General features: G+C 66.4%; 18 protein-coding genes. 10 read left to right on the forward strand and 8 right to left on the reverse strand.

What is annotated here, in order from left to right:
• Positions 1–6: 6 nt before the first annotated feature.
• Both DFR24_RS23970 and DFR24_RS23975 read right to left on the reverse strand, forming a co-directional pair.
• Positions 7–798, reverse strand: a complete 792-nt coding sequence (locus DFR24_RS23970; RefSeq protein WP_133883999.1) for a class I SAM-dependent methyltransferase — start codon at positions 796–798, stop codon at positions 7–9.
• Positions 799–890: 92 nt separating this feature from the next.
• Positions 891–2,150 (reverse strand): OmpP1/FadL family transporter, encoded by a 1,260-nt coding sequence (locus DFR24_RS23975; protein ID WP_133884000.1) that lies wholly within the window; start codon positions 2,148–2,150, stop codon positions 891–893.
• Positions 2,151–2,335: 185 nt separating this feature from the next.
• On the opposite strand from DFR24_RS23975, the gene DFR24_RS23980 reads away from it, so the two are divergent.
• The 4 genes from DFR24_RS23980 to DFR24_RS23995 all read left to right on the forward strand — a co-directional run bounded on the left by DFR24_RS23980 (position 2,336) and on the right by DFR24_RS23995 (position 6,819).
• Positions 2,336–3,085, forward strand: a complete 750-nt coding sequence (locus DFR24_RS23980; RefSeq protein ID WP_133884001.1) for a histidine phosphatase family protein — start codon at positions 2,336–2,338, stop codon at positions 3,083–3,085.
• 346 nt (positions 3,086–3,431) lie between these two features.
• Positions 3,432–4,823, forward strand: a complete 1,392-nt coding sequence (locus DFR24_RS23985; RefSeq protein ID WP_133884002.1) for a DUF1329 domain-containing protein — start codon at positions 3,432–3,434, stop codon at positions 4,821–4,823.
• A 343-nt stretch (positions 4,824–5,166) separates the two neighbouring features.
• Positions 5,167–5,880 (forward strand): SDR family oxidoreductase, encoded by a 714-nt coding sequence (gene bdcA / locus DFR24_RS23990; protein ID WP_133884003.1) that lies wholly within the window; start codon positions 5,167–5,169, stop codon positions 5,878–5,880.
• A 159-nt stretch (positions 5,881–6,039) separates the two neighbouring features.
• Positions 6,040–6,819 carry a formylglycine-generating enzyme family protein gene (locus DFR24_RS23995; RefSeq protein ID WP_162851406.1) on the forward strand — a complete coding sequence of 260 codons (780 nt, stop codon included), beginning with the start codon at positions 6,040–6,042 and terminating at the stop codon, positions 6,817–6,819.
• A gap of 47 nt (positions 6,820–6,866) precedes the next feature.
• Here the strand turns inward: DFR24_RS23995 and msrA are convergent, their stop codons facing one another.
• Positions 6,867–7,514 (reverse strand): peptide-methionine (S)-S-oxide reductase MsrA, encoded by a 648-nt coding sequence (msrA, locus tag DFR24_RS24000; RefSeq protein ID WP_133884005.1) that lies wholly within the window; start codon positions 7,512–7,514, stop codon positions 6,867–6,869.
• A 154-nt stretch (positions 7,515–7,668) separates the two neighbouring features.
• Here msrA and DFR24_RS24005 point away from each other — a divergent pair, with 154 nt between their 5' ends.
• A complete protein-coding gene (locus DFR24_RS24005) occupies positions 7,669–8,310 on the forward strand; it encodes a LysE family translocator (RefSeq protein ID WP_162851407.1) in 642 nt (213 codons plus the stop codon).
• A gap of 38 nt (positions 8,311–8,348) precedes the next feature.
• On the opposite strand, the gene DFR24_RS24010 is transcribed toward DFR24_RS24005, so the two are convergent.
• Positions 8,349–8,873 (reverse strand): DUF3016 domain-containing protein, encoded by a 525-nt coding sequence (locus DFR24_RS24010; RefSeq protein WP_133884007.1) that lies wholly within the window; start codon positions 8,871–8,873, stop codon positions 8,349–8,351.
• A 213-nt stretch (positions 8,874–9,086) separates the two neighbouring features.
• Between DFR24_RS24010 and DFR24_RS24015 the strand changes: the two genes are divergently transcribed.
• Positions 9,087–9,791, forward strand: a complete 705-nt coding sequence (locus tag DFR24_RS24015) for a TetR/AcrR family transcriptional regulator (protein WP_133884008.1) — start codon at positions 9,087–9,089, stop codon at positions 9,789–9,791.
• A gap of 330 nt (positions 9,792–10,121) precedes the next feature.
• Here the strand turns inward: DFR24_RS24015 and DFR24_RS24020 are convergent, their stop codons facing one another.
• Both DFR24_RS24020 and DFR24_RS24025 read right to left on the reverse strand, forming a co-directional pair.
• Entirely contained in the window at positions 10,122–12,050 is a 1,929-nt protein-coding gene (locus DFR24_RS24020; RefSeq protein ID WP_133884009.1) for a flavin-containing monooxygenase, read from the reverse strand.
• Positions 12,047–13,720 carry an AMP-binding protein gene (locus tag DFR24_RS24025; protein ID WP_133884010.1) on the reverse strand — a complete coding sequence of 558 codons (1,674 nt, stop codon included), beginning with the start codon at positions 13,718–13,720 and terminating at the stop codon, positions 12,047–12,049. The genes DFR24_RS24020 and DFR24_RS24025 overlap by 4 nt, the downstream gene beginning before the upstream one ends.
• Before the next feature lie 420 nt (positions 13,721–14,140).
• On the opposite strand from DFR24_RS24025, the gene DFR24_RS24030 reads away from it, so the two are divergent.
• The 4 genes from DFR24_RS24030 to DFR24_RS24045 are packed head-to-tail and all read left to right on the forward strand — an operon-like array spanning position 14,141 to position 17,821.
• Complete coding sequence (locus DFR24_RS24030) at positions 14,141–15,034, forward strand: MBL fold metallo-hydrolase (RefSeq protein ID WP_133884011.1); 894 nt, start codon at positions 14,141–14,143, stop codon at positions 15,032–15,034.
• 1 nt (position 15,035) lies between these two features.
• On the forward strand, positions 15,036–16,202 hold the full coding sequence (locus DFR24_RS24035; RefSeq protein WP_210772649.1) for an iron-containing alcohol dehydrogenase: 1,167 nt from the start codon (positions 15,036–15,038) through the stop codon (positions 16,200–16,202).
• Positions 16,199–17,422 (forward strand): cytochrome P450, encoded by a 1,224-nt coding sequence (locus DFR24_RS24040; protein ID WP_133884012.1) that lies wholly within the window; start codon positions 16,199–16,201, stop codon positions 17,420–17,422. The genes DFR24_RS24035 and DFR24_RS24040 overlap by 4 nt, the downstream gene beginning before the upstream one ends.
• Positions 17,423–17,434: 12 nt before the next feature.
• Positions 17,435–17,821 carry an LLM class oxidoreductase gene (locus DFR24_RS24045; protein ID WP_133884013.1) on the forward strand — a complete coding sequence of 129 codons (387 nt, stop codon included), beginning with the start codon at positions 17,435–17,437 and terminating at the stop codon, positions 17,819–17,821.
• Here DFR24_RS24045 and DFR24_RS24050 read toward each other — a convergent pair.
• Positions 17,785–18,489, reverse strand: a complete 705-nt coding sequence (locus DFR24_RS24050) for a response regulator transcription factor (RefSeq protein ID WP_210772582.1) — start codon at positions 18,487–18,489, stop codon at positions 17,785–17,787. The genes DFR24_RS24045 and DFR24_RS24050 overlap by 37 nt on opposite strands.
• Before the next feature lie 89 nt (positions 18,490–18,578).
• The coding region (locus DFR24_RS24055; protein ID WP_211346652.1) for a YadA family autotransporter adhesin at positions 18,579–19,304 on the reverse strand (726 nt) is incomplete at its 5' end.

Genomic DNA, 19,304 nt, shown 5'->3' on the forward strand with positions numbered 1-19,304 from the left:
AACCACTCAGCCCGCCGGCTTTCGCAGGATTCCGACGAATCGCGTGCCGGCACCGCCAGGCCCCGCGCCGCGCACGACGACGGGTTCCACGTTGATGTGCTCGGCGAAGTCACGGAATGCCGTATTGTCGTCGATGTCGTCCGACACCAGCAGGCCTCCGGCGCGCAGATGCTTCCAGGCCAGCGGATAGGCCCAGGCGCGACCCTCGTACTGCTTGTCGCTGTCGTAGTGGAACAGGTCCAGTGGCCCGGCCATCGCCTTGATGGCGCGCGGCAGTCCGATGGAATCGGGATAGCGCAGCAGCGCCCACAGCGGCCGGAGTTCTTCGGGAACCACGCAGCCCACGTACTGCTCGTTGCCGCGCCCGGGATAGGGCATGTCGACACTCGTCAGGCGCCCGTTCGTCTCCCTCAGGGCGAGCAGCAGCGCCAGCGAAGAGAACCCGTAGGCGACGCCCGTCTCGACGACACGAGTGGCGCGCACATGAAGCGCGAGATGGTAGAGAAGGTTCGCAAGGCCGGCGCCGCCCATCTTCACGGGGCAGCGCGTCGCGCGATCCAGCGCGCCGTCCCAGATCTGCGGGAACAGCGTCTCCACGGCTTGGGCGTCATGGCCGGTGAGCAGGCGGATCGCCTCGTCGGACGAGATGGCGCGTGCGGCGGCCCATCGCTCGGCAGGACCGCGGTCTTTTCCCAGCGGCCGAGGAAGCAGGTTCAATCCGATGCGGCGACGCATGCGTCGCAGCGCTTCGGGAAGGTAATGCGGACGCGCGAGGAAGAAGAGGAAGCTGCCTTTCACGAATGAGCGGGAGGATCGTCGGCGGGTTTGCGCCCGACTCTAACGCACCGCGAAAGGCTCCCTGCGGGCCGTCGGCGTGACGCTCGCCGTCGTCAGAACCTGCGGCCCAGCGAGAAGCCGATCGCGATCAGCTCGTCGGAGATGTCGATCTCGCCACCGCCGAACGCATCGGGAATGGAATTGCGACCGCGCGCCGATTTCGCCGGCATGTGCGTGGCCATGCCCGAGAACTCCCATCCGTTGCGCACCCACGTGGCGCCCGCGCTGTACTGATAGGTCGCGGTCACGCAGCCGAGGACACCGAACAGCGTCTCGGTGCTGTTGACCACGCGGTTGGCGTAGATGTATCCGGCTCGCAACGCGAGCGCAGGCGTGGCCTGCCACGACACGCCGAGCTTGTACGCCGTCTGGTTGTCGAAATTGAATCCGGGTCCCTGGTCGCTGCCCAGCAGCTCGCCGGTCTCGAACTGCGCTAGGCCGTTCCGGAAGGCGCGCTGCTTGCGGTAGTCGTAGTGCTGCACTTCGACGGCGACGGTCCACAGCGCCACGGGCTTGAGCGTGACGCCGATGCCGTAGATGGACGGCAGTTCCAGCCGCCCGCCTTCGGCGATGAGGCCGCGATAGTCGCGGTGCTTCTGCGTCCAGTTGCGCGTGCGGTAGCCGGCGCCCCAGCTCATCCAGGGCGTCAGTTCGCCGTGCCAGCCCAGCGAGAAGCCGCCGGTGAAGGCGCCGTCCTTGCCCTGGTTGGTGACGTGCCCGGGCGCGATCGACGTCTGCGCGTTGTCGAGGAATTCGAGACCCTTGACCGAGAACTCCTGGTAGCCGAGGTTCAGGCTCGCACCGACGACGTTGCGCTCGTTCAGGCGATACGCGAGCGCGGTCACCAGGCTCGTGGACGCCAGGTTCATCATCACGTTGCGGTCGCCGCCGAAACGCTCGTACGGGCTGCCGTGATAGCTCGGCCCCAGGCCGGCGTTGAGCAGCGTCACACCCAGGCCGAGCCGGTCCGACAGCCGCGTCGACCATCCACCCTGCGGGATCGCGTAATAGCTCTTGGCGTCGGAGGGATAGGACTCGTCGGGGCCGGCCGCGTTGCCGCGATAGCTCGCGATGGCCTCGGCCCAGAACAGGTCGACACCGACGTCGTAGCGATTGCCCAGCCCCAGCGCATGAGCCGGATTGGCCGCCAGCGCCGTCGTCTCGTAGGCGACGCTGTAGCTGACGCCGCCCATGGCCATGGACTGGATGCCGTTGCCGTGTTCGAACACGCCGAGGGTCGCGTGAGCGGATATCGGCGCGGCCGCGAGCAGGGCCAGAGACAGACACGTCAGAGGGGCTGAAAAGACACGCATGAGATTCTCGATTCTGGAATGGCGCGAGTATCGATGACGCGGAAGGCCCGGGTCATCCGTACTTGCCCTTAGGCGCGCAGGAACGTCGCGATTGCAAAGGGCGCGCGCAGCGTCTCGCGACAAGACAACTTGTCGGCAGTCGGAATCATCCCGACACTCCGCAGCAACGCAACGACGACGATCCCATGCAGCTTCCCTACGACGAAGGTCACACCCGTCGCCGCATCTACCTGGTGCGACATGGTCACGCGATGGGTGAGGGTGAGAAATCGGCCCGCTACACGACCGATGTCACGCTCACGCCGCACGGCATCGCGCAGGCCGAGGCGACGCGCGACTTCCTGCGTGGCGTCCCCTTCGACGAAGCGTGGTCATCGGACATCACGCGAGCGCAGCAGACCGCCGGCATCATCCTGCAGGCGCACCGCGTCGAGTTGCAGATCTCGCCGGCGTACCGCGAGATCGCGGTCGATCTCTCCACCGCGTTGAAGCGCGGGGATGACGAGAAATCACGGCTGCGGGCCTTTGCCTACGATCTGTGGAGTGCCGCGGAGCCCGGCGCCCGGATCTTCGGCACGGGAGACAGTTACCGCGAGTATTGCGACCGCGTATTCGAGGCGATGGAAGCGCTCGTGCTGGACGCAACTGGCAACACGGTGCTGCTCGCGGCGCACGGTGGATTCAACCGGGCCGCGCTGTGCTGGGCCACGGGTTCGACGTCGCTCGCGGCTTTCGGTGCCTTCGAGCAGGACCACTGCGGTGTGAGCATCGTGGACGCGGACATCGATCTGTCGACGCGCCGCATCGTCCGCCGCCACGTGCGGCTCACCAACTTCACGGCCTGGGATCCGGACAAACGCAACCTGCGATCGACCGACGTCGAGGTCATGGCGGAGAAGGTGGCGTCGCTGATCGCAAAGATGAAGGCGCCTTAGCGCCGTCGAGGAATCCGGATTACCCCGCGCGTCTTGCGGAGCCTTATCTGTTCCGCTGATTTCCGTTATCGGGGATGCTCATTTCCGGATCGATGCGGCCGGCCTATTCTCGTCGAGACCTTCCTTCGCGGTGGCGTCTGCCTCAGGTCTCAACTCTGCTGCTGGTTTCCGCGCAGTGAGCAGACATCATTTTCCGAAGGTCGAAAGAGTCCATTCAGCTTCCTGGCCTAGGATGCTTGCAACGCCGCACGAAGCGGAGCGAACGCGCAGGTGATGGACGCCTTGCGCCGCGATCAATTGGATACACCGTCGAGCGAAAGCTCAGATGCATTGGAGGAAACAGCGAATGCGCATCCGGAAGTACGACTTCAACTACAGCCGTCGATCGTTCATGGAGAAAGTGGCCACGGGTGCGGGAGCCGGTGTGCTCGCGCCGTTGTGGCCCACGATCGCCAACTCGGCGGACGACATCAGCAAGGCCTACCCGGACGAGCTGCTGTCGATCGAGATGTACACCAAGGGCAAGATCAAGCCGGGCGATGTCATCACCAAGGACAACGTCGAGGCCGTGAAGGATCTGCTCGAGCCGATCACGTACCAGCAGGTGGTCAAGCACGGCCGCCGCATCAACATCGTGCAATCGAACAAGGACGTCACGAAGCTGTTCAACGCGACGTACCTGGAAAAGACGCTGGCCAACAAGGGCCGCGCCAAGGTCGGCCCGGATGGCAACATCTGGACCGATGGCGACACCTCGAAGCCCTGGATCGGCGGCCTGCCGTTCCCGGATGCGACGGACGGCTTCCAGACGCAGGCGAACCTGACGCTGAACTGGGGCCGCCACGATTACTCGCAGTACGCGATTCCCACGTACAGCCTCAACCCCGATGGCGAAGTCGGTTATCGCCACGAGCTGGTTTGGTGCGAACTGAACACGACCGTGCGCAACGACGGCACGGTGTTCCAGGGCATGAACGACAAGCTGCGCCTGCAGTCGGTGTTCTTCACCGCGCCGAACGACACGAAGGGTTCGTCGTTCCTGTCGGTGTGGTACTACGACCAGCGCAAGTTCCCGGATCTGTACGGGTACTTCCCGGCGTTCAAGCGCGTGCGCCAGTTCCCGACCAACCAGCGCTTCGAGCCGCTGGTGCCGGGTGTGACGTTCTTCCTGTCGGACGCGTGGGCCGCAGGTGATCCGATCCTGACCTGGGGCAACTACAAGATCGTCAAGCGCGGCCCGATGCTGGGCGCGGTGTCCGGCTTCTACAACTGGGCGGGCGGCAAGCACCCCACGTGGGATCAGACGGTCCACGGCGGTGGAAAGGGCAAGACCTTCTACGACACCTGGATGGAACTCATTCCGGAGACGATCCTGTTCTCGGCCGAGCCCACGGGCTATCCGCGTGCACCGGTCGGCCGCAAGGAAGTCTATGTCGATGCCCGCAACATGATGTTCCCGTCGCAGGTGACGTACGACCGCCGTGGTTCGATCTGGAAGCAGTTCGAGCCGGGCTTCGGCCAGTTCAAGAACGACAAGGCCGAAGTGCTCGATGCGAACGGCAAGCCGGACTGGAGCTGGATCTACTGCCACACGCACGATATCCAGTCGGGCCGCATGTCGCGCTTCCGTCACGAGAAGGGTCTGCCGTCGGGCTACAAGAGCAAGTACGCGATGGAAGGCGAGGACGTCTACAACAAGTTCCTGACGCCGTCCGCGATGGCGCGCCTGGGTTCCTGATTTGCGGTTGCTGCATGCTTCGAACGCCCGGCCTTTCGCCGGGCGTTTTTTTGGCTTCTCCGGGCGACGGAGGAAAAGCTTTTGGCGCAAAGGGCGCAAAGGAAAAGAAAGGACGCAAAGAAAAGAAACACAGAGATGATAGTGCAGCGTGTTGACCTTTGCTGTCACCCGCATTCCTTTGCGCTGAACGCTTCTGGTAACCCGCCAGAATCCTGATCCTTGCCCATTGGCGACGAACTTTTCGCTCGTTCCGGTTACACCGCGGCGTCCTGCGCCCTTAAGATCGACGCTCTCCCCAAGCCATCTTGGGACGGCTCATCGATCGAAAAACGGAGTGAAACGCATGGGTAGTTTCAAGGGCAAGTCGGTGTTGGTCATGGGCGGTAGTCGCGGCATCGGGGCGGCCATCGTGCGCCGCTTCGCGAAGGAGGGCGCGGCAGTGCACTTCACGTATGCAGGCAATACGGCGGCTGCCGAGGCGATCGCCAAGGAGACGGGGGGCAAGGCGGCGAAAGTCGACAGCGCCGATCGCAAGGCGGTCACCGCGTACGTCGCGTCCTGCGGCGCGCTCGACATCCTGGTGGTCAACGCAGGCGTGGTGGAATTTGGCGACCCGACGACGCTCGCGCCCGAAGCGGTCGAGCGCCTGTTCGCGATCAACATCCATGCGCCATATTTCGCAGCCGTAGAAGCCGCGAAGACGATGCGCGACAACGGACGCATCCTGATCATCGGCTCCATCAACGGCGACATGATGCCGTTCCCGGGGCTGACGTCCTACGCCGTGAGCAAGTCGGCGGTGCAGGGCCTTGCGCGCGGCCTGTCGCGTGACCTGGGTCCTCGCGGCATCACGGTGAATGTCGTGCAGCCGGGACCGGTCGATACCGACATGAATCCGGCCGACGGCCCGATGAAAGACATGATGCAGTCGGGGCTGTCGATCAAGCGGCACGGCCATGTCGACGAAGTCGCTGCGATGGTCGCCTTCCTCGCGGGACCGGATGCCGGATTCATCACTGGCGCGATGCACACGATCGACGGCGGCATGGGCGCCTGACGCGCGCTTTGGCGAAGGCGATACCGGCCAGGGTTCGAGACGATGCGGGGCGGCGTTCTGCCGCTCCGCACCGATGAAGTGCCGGTCGTGGAGGACGAGGGTGGAACGCGCATGCATGCGAATGGGGCGACTGCAGGAAGACACGATGGTCGTTCAACGTTGTGGTTCGCCATCGCCTGTCTCGTCGTCATCTCTTCTCTGATCCTCGCCGCGCATCGGATGGGCGGCGATCGTCGTGATTGCCCGACCTGTCCCGAGATGGTCCCGATCTCCGGCGGCGCTTTCCGGATGGGCGATGAAACCTCGCGCGCGAATCCAGAGGAGCGTCCCGTCCACCTCGTCGAGGTGCCGGGTTTCGCGATGAGCAAGTACGAAGTCACGTTCGCCGAGTGGGACGCCTGCGTCGCCGCAGGTGCCTGCAGTGACGAGATCTTCGATCAGGAGTGGGGCCGCGGCCGTCGTCCCGTCGTGAACGTGGGTTGGGATGAAGCGCAGACGTACGTCCAGTGGCTGAGCAAGATCACGCACAGGATTTACCGCCTCCCGAGCGAGGCGCAATGGGAATACGCCGCCCGGGCCGGCGCGCAGACGCGCTATTCCTGGGGCGACGACATGCTGCCGGGCAGGGCGGTCTGCTACAGCGAATGCGGTGAAGAAGCCGACAAGAGCGCGGTCGTGGGTAGCACCGCGCCCAATGCCTTCGGCCTCCACGACCTGCATGGCAACGTGTGGGAGTGGGTCGAGGACTGCTGGAACGACACCTACGATTCGGCGCCAGCGGACGAAAGCGCCAGGAACGACGGCGATTGCGAGCGTCGCGTCGTGCGTGGAGGAGGGTGGCTGAACTACGCGTCCGAACTTCGTTCCGCGGTCCGGATGGCGCAGCCCACGTCGATCCACTTCAGCAGTTTGGGTTTCCGGGTCGTGAGGATCGATTGAGCCGTTGAAGGCGAGCAGACCGCCTCGCCTGTTTCACTCGGTCACGTTCACGGATGCGCCGCTTCGGCCTGCGCGCCGTAGAGCTGCTTGAGCTTGCTGTCGCGACCACAGGAAGCCCGGTACATCTGGTAGCGCATTTCCTGCTTCCGGAAATAATCCTGGTGGTATTCCTCGGCCGGATAGAACGGCGATGCGGCCGTGATCTCGGTGGCGATGGGCGCCTTGAGGATGCCTGATGCGGCGAGAGCATCGCGCGAGGCTTCGGCCGCCTTCTTCTGCGCGTCGCCGTGATAGAAAACGGCGGTGCGGTACTGGGTGCCGATATCGCAGAACTGCCCGGCCGCATCCGTGGGATCGATGCTGCGCCAGAAAATGGCGAGCAGCTTTTCGTAGCTGACTTTCTTCGGATCGAAAACGATCTGCACGACTTCGGCGTGACCGGTGCTCCCGGTCGAGACCTGTTCGTACGTGGGGTTGGCGACCTTCCCGCCGCTGTAGCCGGACGTCACGGACACCACGCCCGGCAGGTCCACGAAGGGCGCCACCATGCACCAGAAGCATCCGCCGGCGAACGTCGCCTCCTCCTGGCCGGCCGTGAGCGTCTGCGCCGTTGCGGAGCCGTTCGCGGATGTCGAATCCCGAGGGCCGCAGGCGATCAGCAGGAGTGCGGCGAACGTCAGGATCGAGAGGCGCATGAGTCGGGTTGCCGTGTGCAGGAGCGCAGGCTGGTGAGCCTACGTGGCTGGTGAGGCGCTTGCTACCGGCGAGGGGCGCTGCGCGTTACCGTACGCAGGTCGAGTTGCCTTGCGCCGCTTCGCAGCACACACCCATCTCCTCGTTCGAAAACCCTTGCCCACGCTCCAAGCCCTGACGGTGTTTCTCGCGGTGACCGCTGCCTACAGTCTCGTGCCGGGGCCTGCGGTGTTGCTGATCGTCTCGCGCTCGATGCTGGGCGGATCGCGCGTCGGCATGGCGGCGGTTGCCGGCATCACGACGATGAACATCGGCTTCATCGTTCTCGCGGCACTGGGCGTCAGCGTGCTGGTCGAGACGTTTCCTGCCGTGTTCCGCGTGGTGCAGTGGGTGGGTGCGGCGTACATCGCGTGGATCGCGATCCAGACGATCCGCCATCCGGTGACGGCGGCGCAGATTGCCGCTGCGCATACCGGGCAAGCGACACCACGTGACTTGCGCAGCGCGTGGTTCGAAGGCATCGCGGTGCAAGGCTCCAATCCGAAGGCGATTCTCTATCTGGTGGCGTTCCTGCCGCAGTTCGTCGATCCCGCTTCCGGCTCGATCGCGTCGCAGATGGCCGTGCTGTGCGGCGTGGGAACCGCGGTGGATCTCGTGATCCTGCTGGCCTACGCCTGGATCGGCGCACGCGCCGTGCGCTGGATCACCCGGCCGGGTTCCGCGAGGATTTTCGCGTGGACCGCAGGCGGACTCCTGCTGCTCGCGGCCCTCGGCGTTTCCGGAATCTTCCAGCGCTGAGCGCAGCGTTGCCGTCCCCGCGCGGACGTTCTCTGCGTTCAGCGTGAAGAAGATCTCGCACCCGGATGGAAGCGCTTGCGGAACCAGTCCTCGAGCATGACTTTCTCGTACCGCAGCCGGTCGCTGTCGAAACCGGCGCCCGGGTGTGTCAGGTACTGCATGTCGTTCACCTGGTCTTCGCCGCTGCCGATCGTCGCGCCCGATGCATCCCGCAATTGGTATCGGAATTTGATGCGCGGCCACGTGACATCGCGCATGAACCGGATGTCCCATCCGTTCTGCTGCCAGGGTTCGTAGCGTCCGGCGAGATCCACATCGAGCACCTCGAGCGCGAGCTGCTGTCCGTCCGGAACGTAGCGCTCGCCCAGTTTCGCAAGGATCGTCGCGAGGTCCCGCGTGACCTCGTCGCGACTGGCGGGGCGATTCTCGTAAGTCGCGTCGGTGAAGGTTTCAGGGGCAGTGAAGCGCACGTCGACGCGATTCGCGGCCGCCACGATGGCGCCCGGCACGATGATCGACAGAGCGGCCAGGGCAGTCGCAGCGCGGGCGGTGACGAATCGCATGGGACACCTCGAGGTGAAAGGTCTGCGGGTTGGACAGGGCCGGCCCGCGGCGGGTTCATCTGCCTGGAATGTACGTTCCGGTTGTGACGGCGGAGGCACGGGGCTTCTGCCGGCCGCACGCTCTCCTGCGGCATTCACGCGCGGTTATGATGTTGGTACCCGCAGGTAGGATTTCCATCCTCCCGTCATTTCCGGCGAGTCCACGCGTTTCCCATGGCCAAGTCTCCCCCGACCTCCCGACCGAAGCCGGCGTCAAAGCGAGCCAAGACGGCCAGCGTGTCGAGCAAGGCGCCGAAGGCGGCTGCCCCCGCGAGCCGCAAGTCGCCGATGCGCGACCAGGTCATGGCGTTCAAGCGCGAGCAGATCCTGACGGAGGCCAGCGAGCTGTTCTACGAGCACGGCTACCAGCGCACGACGCTGGACATGGTGGCGCAGCGGCTGGGCGTCACGAAGCCTTTCATCTACTACCACTTCAAGGACAAGGCGGCGATCCTGTCCGAGATCAGCAAGCGCGGCATCTCGCGCGGCAACGAGGTGCTGAGGCAGTCGCTGGACGGGAAGGGCCGGGCGGCGGACCGGCTGTACGAGGCGATCAAGGCGATCGTGCGCACGATCCTGAATTCGCAGCGCTACACCGCGATCTTCTTTCGCGAGCAGAAGAACTTCGACGCCGAGATCCTCGCGCCGCTGGAGACGATGCATCGCGAGTTCGACGCCTTGCTGTCGCGGCTGCTCGAAGAGGGTGTGGCCAAGGGCGAGTTCCGGATTGCCGACATCCGCCTTTGCGCGCTGGCGATCGGCGGCATGGTGAACTGGGCCTACACCTGGTATCGCGAGTCGGGGCGCTTGTCGGCGGATGATCTGTGCGACGGGCTTGCGAGGCTGGCGCTGCAGATGGTGGGGGCGCCGCGGGCGTAGGCGTCTGCTTCGTCGCTTTGCCAAGCTTTCGCTACGGCGTATCGCGCGCCATGCACCGAACGATCGGCCATGTGTACGGTGCGCTCCGCGCACGAATCTTCGGCCGGGGCATCGGTGAGGTGCGCGGGGCGCACCCTACGCCCACTCGCGACCTCGAACTACAGGTGACGTCATCCCAGAGGGAGAGGTGTCTGTTCTCAACGTCGGTCCGCCAAGCTTTCGCTGCGGCACATCGCGCGTCATGCACCGAACGATCGGCCATGTGAAGGGTGCGCTCCGCGCACGAATCCTCGGCCGGGGCATCGTGAGGTGCGCGGGGCGCACCCTAAGCTAAGAGGCCGACGGCACCGCCTCGTCGACCGCCTGCACATGGAAATCCGACAGGTCCGGATGGCGCGTCATCCGCCAGTAATCCACCAGCCGCCACGGCACCGGCGAGAAGACGCGGCCCTTCGCGTTGCGATACCAGTTGCGCATGCCGGTGTGCGTCCAGACGAGCTGGCCGTGTTCGTCATCGACACGCTGGCAGTAGTCGTCCTGGACGTCCTGGCGTACGTCCAGCGTCGCAATGCCGCGCTCGGTCATCGCCTTCAGGCAACCGGTGATGTAGCGCATCTGGCATTCGCTCATGAAGATCAGGCTGCCGCCGTGCGCAAGGCCGGTGTTCGGGCCTGACAACAGGAACAGATTCGGAAAGCCGGAGACCGTCGTGCCCAGATACGCGCGCGGATCGTCGTCGCCCCACAGGTCTCGCAGGGATCGCGGACCGCGGCCGTGGACATCCATCGGCGCCAGCATCTTGCCGGCCTCGAAGCCGGTGGCCAGCACGATGACGTCGGGCCGATAACGCGCGCCGCTGTCCGTGACGATCTCGGGCCCGTCCACGCGTGCCACCGCTTCGGTGACGAGGTCCACGTTGTCGCGGCGCAAGGACGCGTACCAGCCGTTGTCGATCAGGATGCGCTTGCCGTAGGGCGGATAGTCCGGCAGGCACTTCGCGATCAGGTCGTCGCGCCCCTCGAGTTGCGAGAGCAGGTACTTCGTCATCACCTCGCGATGACGATCGTTGCGCCGGTTCATCGAGCGCGCCGCGTGCGGCCACTCGGGATCCTTGCGCAGCGTGTGCAGCAGGCCATCGCCGAAGCGCCAGATCAGCCCGAAGCGATACCAGGCGTAGTAGTAGGGCACGTGCCGCAGCAGCCAGCGCGCGGCCTCATCGACGTGGCCGTGGTAGTCGCGATCCTCGCGCGCCCACTGCGGCGAGCGCTGGAACACCGTCACCTCCGCGGCCTCTTCGGCGACGCTGCGCAGCAGCTGCATCGCGCTCGCGCCGGTGCCGACGATGGCGACGTGCTTGCCCTTCAGGTCCGTGCCGGCCGGCCATTTCGCCGAATGCCACGACGGCCCGGTGAAGGTTTCCATGCCGGGAAACGAGGCCATCCGGGGACGGTTGAGCTGGCCGACGGCGGTGATGACGACCGGCGCCCAGCGCTCGGACGTGCGGCCGTCGGCGTCGCGCAGCACGGCGCACCAGGCTTGCCGGTCCTCGTGCCAGCGCAGCGAGAGCACTTCGGTGCGAAAGCGGATCCGCGACCGCAGTCCGCGACGATCCGCCATGCGCAGGAGGTAGTCGAGCACTTCTCCGCGCTTGGAATAGTTGCTCGACCAGTCGAGGTTGGGCTCGAACGAGAACGAGTAGAAGTGATTGGGTGTGTCGACGCCGCACTCGGGATAGTCGTTCTCGTACCAGGTGCCGCCGGCCTCGTCGTTCTTCTCGACGATCTCGTACGGAATGCCGAGTTCGCCCAGGCGCACCGCAGCACACAGCCCGGACACGCCGGCGCCGATGATCAGCACGTGCAGCGGTTCGCGCTTGCTCACCGGAGGCGTGGTGCTCCAGTGCACGCGCCGGTCGGCGAGGCCCATTTCCTCGAGCACCATCGGCACGTACTCGGGCGCCACCTGTTCCGACAGCAGCGTGCGCATCGTGTCGAGCATCATTGCGTCGTCCGGCTGCGGTGCGAGCTTGCGGCGGCCGTCGGCGAGTTCTTCGAGAACCTGCGCCATCGCCGTGCGCGCCGCGTCCTGCAGATCCTGCGGCAGGCCGCCGGAGGGTTCGGCGAACAGTGCGATGTCGCGCTTGGGCAGGAACGGCGGTTCGATCCAGCGGCGCTCGCCGGTGATGTGCGCGAGGCACGCGAGCAGCGTGGGAACCGAAGCCGCCTGCAGGGCTTCGTGTGCGGTCATCGTGTCGCTCATCGGTTTCGTCCTTGGCCGATGCGATCCATGTGGACACGGATGCCGGCTTGTTCGCGGTCCCAGGTATCGGGAGTGACGCCCATCTCGCGCAGCTGGTTCTTCTGGACCTTGGCCGTCGGCGTCTTCGGCAGTTCCGCAACGATGCGCACGTAGCGCGGCACCATGAAGTGCGCCATGCGGGCGCGCAGGAATTCGAGCAGCTCGGCGGGATCGATCGTCTGCCCCTGCACCGGCGCGATGACGATCATGACGTCCTCTTCGCCGATCTCGCTGGGAACGCCCACCGCCGCCGCCTCGCGCACGGCGGGATGGCGCACGACGTCGGCCTCCACCTCGAACGAGGAGATGTTCTCGCCGCGGCGGCGGATCGCATCCTTCATGCGATCCACGAAATAGAAGTTGCCGTGCTCGTCGGCGCGAAACGCGTCGCCGGTGTGGAACCAGCCGTTGCGCCACGCGCGCGCGGTGGCCTCGGCGTTCTTGTAGTAACCGCCGTTCATGGCCCAGGGCCGGTCGGTGCGCACCAGCATCTCGCCGACCTGGCCGCACGCGACCTCGCAGTCGTTGCCGTCGACCAGCCGCACCTCGACGCCGGGCCGCGGTCTGCCGCAGGTGCCACGGACCGTCGGGTTCGGGCCGGAGACGATCGGCGAGGAGATCTCGGTCATGTTGAAGATCGTGTGGACCGTCAGGCCGAAGCGTTCGGAGAACGCGGCGATGTCGCCGGACAGCGGCACCATCAGCACCAGGCGCAGCGGATGATCGCGATCGCCAGGGCCCGGCGGCTGCTTCTCCAGGAACGCGGCCATGACGCCGAGCAGGAAGCCCACCGTGGTCTGCGTGGCGCGCACCACCGACCAGAACGTCGCAGTGTCGAAACGCTCGACGAAGCTCACCGAGGCGCCGCGCGCGAACATCACGTAGATGCCGCCGGCGCCGCCGATGTGGAACATCGGCATGTTCACGAGGTACCGGTCCTGCGAAGTCACGAACGGCCAGGTTTCAGGGCCGGCGTTGCTGAACAGGTGCAGGTAGGAGCACAGCACGCCTTTCGACGGACCCGTCGTGCCCGAGGTGTAGATGATGGCGCAGGGGTCCCAGGGCTCGATCGCCCGCGCCGGCGCTGCGAGGCGGCCGGATGCCGGCAGCAACGCATCCTCGTAGGCGACGCAGCGCAGTGCGGCGGGCCCTTGAGCGCGCCCGCCGGCGACGATCACGGTCTGCAGCGCGGCCGTATCCACATCGCACAGCCGCGGCAGCAGATCGGCGTGAACCACGGCGATGCGGGCGTCCGCGTTGTCGACGACGTGGGCCAGCAGCGAGCCCTTGTAGGCGGTGTTGATGGCGACGAACACGGCGCCCAGGTACTGCACGGCGAAATACACGCGCAGGCAATCGCGGTTGTTGGGCATCCACACGAGCACGTGATCGCCCTGGCGCACGCCGAGCTGCTGCAGGCCCAGCGCCGTCTGCACCGTGAGTTCGCGCAGGCGCGCGTAAGTCCACTCCTCGCCGTCGTCGCCGAACTTCAGGAACACCTTGTCGGGTTGCTCGCGGCACCAGCGTTCCAGCAGCTCGCGCGTGACGACGCGATCCCGTGCAGGGACTCGCGGATCGGCGTGGACCGGCCCCGGCGGGCCGTCCTCGACCTCGATCGTCGTTGCGCTCATGCAGCGGCTCCTCGGCGCGCGCCGGCATGGGGCTGCCGGCTGTCTGATGGCGATCCTACTCCAGAGTAGGATTTCGAGTCGACATCGCCGAGAAGGATGGGCGGACATGCTCCGTCGCGACGCCGCGTGTTCGTCGCGAGCCTTCCGCACCTTCACCAGTCTCGAGGTAGGCTGGGATGAAGCGCAGCGAATCCCGGCATCGTCGCTCGCATACCAGGTCTCCGCTGGGATTCGCTGTGCTTCATCCCAGCCTACGTGGGGTTGTTGCGCGCCTTTGTTTCGGGCGAAGCGGATGCGGGGCAGGGATGGACGCTGCAAATCACCATGCCTATAGTTACCGCAGAGTAGCTCCAAATACCGAAAAGCACCCGGGCGGTCCGGACACGCCTCCGTACCGTAGCCAGACGAGAGGAGAAGACGATGAGCTCACCGATAGCGGTCGGGGATGCGCGCATCCATCGCATCGAGGAATGGTCCGGCCTGTTCATGACGCCGCAGACGCTGTTCGCCGGCTTCGATGCCGCGGACTACGCGAGGGTCAAACGACAGATTCCGCCGGACTACCTGGACCTCGAGAGGGATGCCCTGCGCGCCTGCCTGCAGAGCTTCGTCATCGAGCTCGGGGGCCGTCGCATCCTGATCGACACCGGCGCCGGCAACGACAAGGAACGGCCGGGCATCCCGCTCTTCGGGCATCTGAACACGCCGTTCCTGCAGACGCTGGCCAGCGCCGGCTTCACGCGTGAGTCCATCGACGTCGTCATCTGCACGCACCTGCACGTCGATCACGTGGGCTGGAACACGATGCTGCAGGACGGCGCCTGGGTGCCGACGTTCCCGAACGCGCAGTACGTGTTCACCGATCCCGACGCGCAGTACTGGGACCCTGCCAACCGGCATCGTTTCCCGGACAAGATCGGCGAGGGCGTGAACACCGGCTTCTTCGACGACAGCGTCAAGCCCATCCTCGAGCGAGGCATGGCGCAGGTCGTCAGCGGCACGACGACCTTGTTCGAAGGCCTGCGCATGGATCCTGCGCCGGGCCACACGCCCGGCAGCCAGACCATCACGATCGAGAGCCGCGGTCAGCGCGCGATCTTCGTCGGCGACATCGTGCATCACCCTTTGCAGGTGTTCTGCCCGGACTGGAACAGCATTTTCTGCGAGGACCCCGGGCAGGCGCGCGTGACGCGTCAGAACGTGCTGGCGCGTGTCGCACACGAAGAGGCCATCATGATTCCCGCCCACTTCGCCGGCCGTCACGTCGCGCGTGTTTCGCGCACGACCGACGGCTACGCACCGCAGGGACTCTGACATGACCGCCGCCACTTTCGAGCAGACCGCCACCGAGCGCGTGCTGATGGGCCAGCCGGCCGCGGAGACCTTGTGTGCCGAGGCCAAGCGGCTCGGCGCACAACGCGTGTTCCTCATCGCCAGCGACAGCCTCGTGCGCGATACCGACGAGGTGCGGCGCGTGCAGGACGCACTCGGCGCGCGTTGCGCCGGTGTGTACTCGGGCGTCAAGCCCCACGTGCCGCGTGCCAGCGTGCTGGCGGCGGCCGAGAAGGCGCGTGCCGCGGGCGCCGACCTGATCGTCTCGCTCGGCGGCGGTTCGGTGACCGATGCCGCCAAGATCGTCGCGCTCGCGTTGCGCCATGGCTGGCAGCAGCATGAAGACTTCGATCCCTATCACTTCGTCGTCACCGATCAGGGGCTGTCCTGGCCGGTCTTCGACGGACCCGAGGTGCGCGTGGTCTGCGTGCCGACGACCTTGTCCGGCGGCGAATTCAATCCGCTGTCCGGCGCCACCGACGAGCGCGTGAAGCTCAAGCAGGGCTACCTGCACCGGCGCATGGCGCCGGTCTGCGTGATCCTGGATCCGGCGCTGACGCGGCACACGCCGGAGTGGCTGTGGCTCTCCACCGGCGTGCGCGCCGTGGACCATGCCTGCGAGACGCTGGGCTCGCTGATGTCCAATCCGTTCTGCGACGGGCTGGCCGAGAGCGCGTTGCGGCTGCTCGCAGAAGGGCTGATGCGCGTGAAGGCCGATCCCACCGACATGGAAGGAAGGCTGAAGTGCCAGATCGGCGCCTGGCAGTCGATGATCCCGATCATCGCCGGCGTGCCGATGGGCATCAGCCACGCCACCGGTCATGCGCTCGGCGGAACCTTCGATGTTCCGCACGGCCACACCTCGTGCGTAATGGCGCCGTACGCGCTGGCGTTCAACGAGCCGGTGAACGGCGCGCGGCAGGCGCGCATCAGCGCGGCGCTGGGCCGCGCCAACGAGCCGGCCAGCCAGGTGACCGATCGCCTGATCCGCGCGCTGGGCATGCCGCGCAGCCTGACCGAGGTCGGCGTGAAGGCTGCCGACGTGCCGCGTCTGGCGGAGGCGGTGATGCACGACCTGTGGACGCGCACGAACGCGCGGCCGCTGGAGGACGTTGACGCCGTCGCCACGTTCCTGAGGACGGCGTTGTGAGCGACGCATCGGCGGTGCCGGTCTTCGATCCGAACGATCCGGCGCAACTGGGCGATCTGCTCGGCACCTATCGCCGTCTGCGCCAGCACGCGCCGGTGCAGCACACGCCGATCGCTGGCGGTACCTGGCTGGTCACGCGCTTCGACGACATCCGCACGCTGCTGCGCGACACCGACGCGTTGATGAAGCCGCCGGGTACGGACCACGGTGCGCCGCTGGCGGGCGGTCCGGCCGAGCGCATCTATCGCGGGCTGATGGTGCTCAACGATCCGCCGGTGCACACGCGCATCCGCCGGCTCGCCGAGGCCGCGCTGACGCGCAAGGGCGTGGCCGGCATGCGCGAGCGCATCGAAACGGTCGTCGACGAGGCGCTCGACGCCGTCGAGGCGCGCGCAGAGATGGAGGCGGTCACCGAACTCGCGTTCGTCGTGCCGCTGCGCGTGATCTGCGGATTCCTCGGCATTCCGGCCGCGGATCGCATGCGCCTGCTGGAATGGACGCCGGATTTCTTCCGCATCTTCCTGCCGGCCGCCAACGACGCCGAGGGCATCGCGGCTTGTCATCGCGCCTGCCAGAACTACATCGATTACATCAGCGAGCTGATCGCCTACCGTCGCGCGCATCCCGCCGACGATCTGTTCACGGCGCTGATCCAGGCCGAGGAGATCGGCCAGCGCCTGAGCCCCGACGAACTGGTCTCGACCGTCCTGTCGCTGCTCACCGGCGGCTTTGATACGACGATGGGCATGATCGCGGCGGGGCTCTACACGCTGGGCCGGCAGCCCGACCAGTTCGAGCGGTTGCGCGCGGATCCGGCACGGCTGGCGACGCCGGCGGTCGAGGAATTCATTCGCTGGGAATCGCCAGTGGGCATGACGTTCCGGCATTTCCAGCAGGACCAGATCGTCGCCGGTACGCGGATTCCGGCGGGCGAGCCGGTGTGGATGTCGCTGCTGTCGGCCAACCACGACGAGGCGCGCTTCGACGATCCGGATCGCATCGACCTGGAGCGCCCCAACAACCAGCATCTCGCGTTCGGCGGGTTTCGCCATTTCTGCATCGGCAACAACCTGGCGCGACTCGAAGGCGTGGTCACGTTCGAGCGGCTCGCGAAGCGCTGGCGCTCGTTCGAGATCCCCGGTGACGCGCCGCGGCGCGCGAACTTCCAATTCCGTTCGATGAGCGCGCTGCCATTGCGCTTCGTTCCGGTCTCGCGATAGGGACGCCTTCCGATGAACGATCCGAACGCGCAGCGCGCGAGCCGCAATCCAATCTGGAACGCGAACCGGCTCAAGCTCGGCGTGTTCTGCGCCAACACGATGCCGGCGCTCACGACGGTGCCGGCCGACATCGGGCTGGTCGCGCTGTTCGGCGAAGAACCCGCGGCCTGGGCGCGGCAGGTCCGGCAGTACAAGCAGCTCGCGCAGGAAGAATTCGGAAAATCGCTGCAGGTCTGCACGACCGCGCGGATCGTGCTGCGCGACACGCGCGGCGAGGCCGAGGCCTACCTGCAGCACTGCTCCGTGGATGCGGCCGACGGGATCGAGCCTGAAGCGGGCGACGACCCGGGACCCCGGTCCCGTCAGCCCACCATCTCGCCGCGCCCGTTGAACACGTAGCCGATGCCGCGCGCCGAACTGATCGGCAATTTCTGGCCGCAGGCGTCTTCCACTTTCTTGCGAAGACGCGACACCGTCACGTCGAGGTTGCGGCTGTAGATCTCCAGATTGGGACGATCCATCGCGGCCAGCAGCTGCTCGCGCGTGGTGACGTCGCCGGCGCGCGTCACCAGGCATTGAAGCAAGCGGTACTCCGACATCGTGAGCTGCGCGGGCTTGCCGTTGGGCGCCGTCAGGGCCCAGACCTTGGCGTCGAACTTCCAGACGCCTTGCGCAGGGGGGTCGGGCTCCACGGCCGGCGCCTCGCTCAGCCGGCGGTGCAGGTTGCGGATCACGAATTCCAGCTCGCGCAGGTTCACCGGCTTGAGCAGGTAGTGGTCCGCGCCCAGCGACAGGCCGAGCATGCGGTCCTCGTCCTGCCCGCGTCCGGTGAGCATGATCACGCCCGCCCGCGAGATCTGCCGCAGCCGGGCCACGATGGAGAAGCCGCTCTCGCCCGGCAGGTTCACGTCGCAGACCAGCAGGTCGACCGGATGCTGCGCCAGATGCTCGTCGAGCTTCTCGGCGCGATCCAGGTCATGCACCTCCATGCCGATGCCGGTGAGATAACGGCATAGCGTGTCCCGCAGGTCGTCGTCGTCCTCGATGACCAGCACACGGACTTTCACGGAGCTTGTTCCTGGAGATTGAGCGAGCACGGCCGGACCGAAGCCCTTTGCGTTGACGTCTGAGATCGACGGTGACGGCATGGGCGACTTTACCAACTGAATCCGGCGCCGACCGAAGCGCTGGCGTTGCCACCGCTGGTGGCGCCACCGACGGCAGCGGTCACATTGATGCTGTCGGTCAGCGCGGCCTTCAGGCCCATGGCATAGCCTTGCTCACCGTCGTAGGTGCCCGCGCCCACGCCCACCGAGAAGCGCTTGCCGACGCTCGGATCGGGCAGGGCCGACATCGCGGCGATGGAGGCGATGCCGGCGCTGAGGTCCCTGCGGAACTTGTCGACCGAATGCCGCACGTCGCCGAGCTGGCTCATGTTGACGGCGTCGGTTGCGTCCACGCCCCTGGCGACGTTGGTGATGCGACGCTGGTTGGTGGCCGAGCCGACCGACACGGTGTTGGCCTGGTCCGCCACTGATCCATTGCCCAGGGCCACGCTGTTGGCCGCCGTCGCCTGCGCGTTGTTGCCGATCGCCACGCCGAACTCGCCGGTCGCGCTGGCGTTGTCTCCCAGCGCCGTGGTGTTGGTGCCCAGCGCCTGCGCGCCGGTGCCCACCGCCACCGAGGACTGCGCGACCGCACCGCTGCCGATGGCCACGGAGTTGGACTGCACCGCCGTTGCGTTGTGACCCACCGCGATACCTCCCGCTGCCTGGGCCTGCGCGTTGGTGCCGATCGCCAGGCTGTTGACGGCCTGCGGACCTGCCGTGGCGTTGTCGCCGCACTCGATGGTGCCGGCGGCGGCGCCGCGTCCGCAGAACGC

It is taken from the genome of Panacagrimonas perspica, from assembly GCF_004364935.1.
Classification (GTDB): domain Bacteria; phylum Pseudomonadota; class Gammaproteobacteria; order Nevskiales; family Nevskiaceae; genus Panacagrimonas; species Panacagrimonas perspica.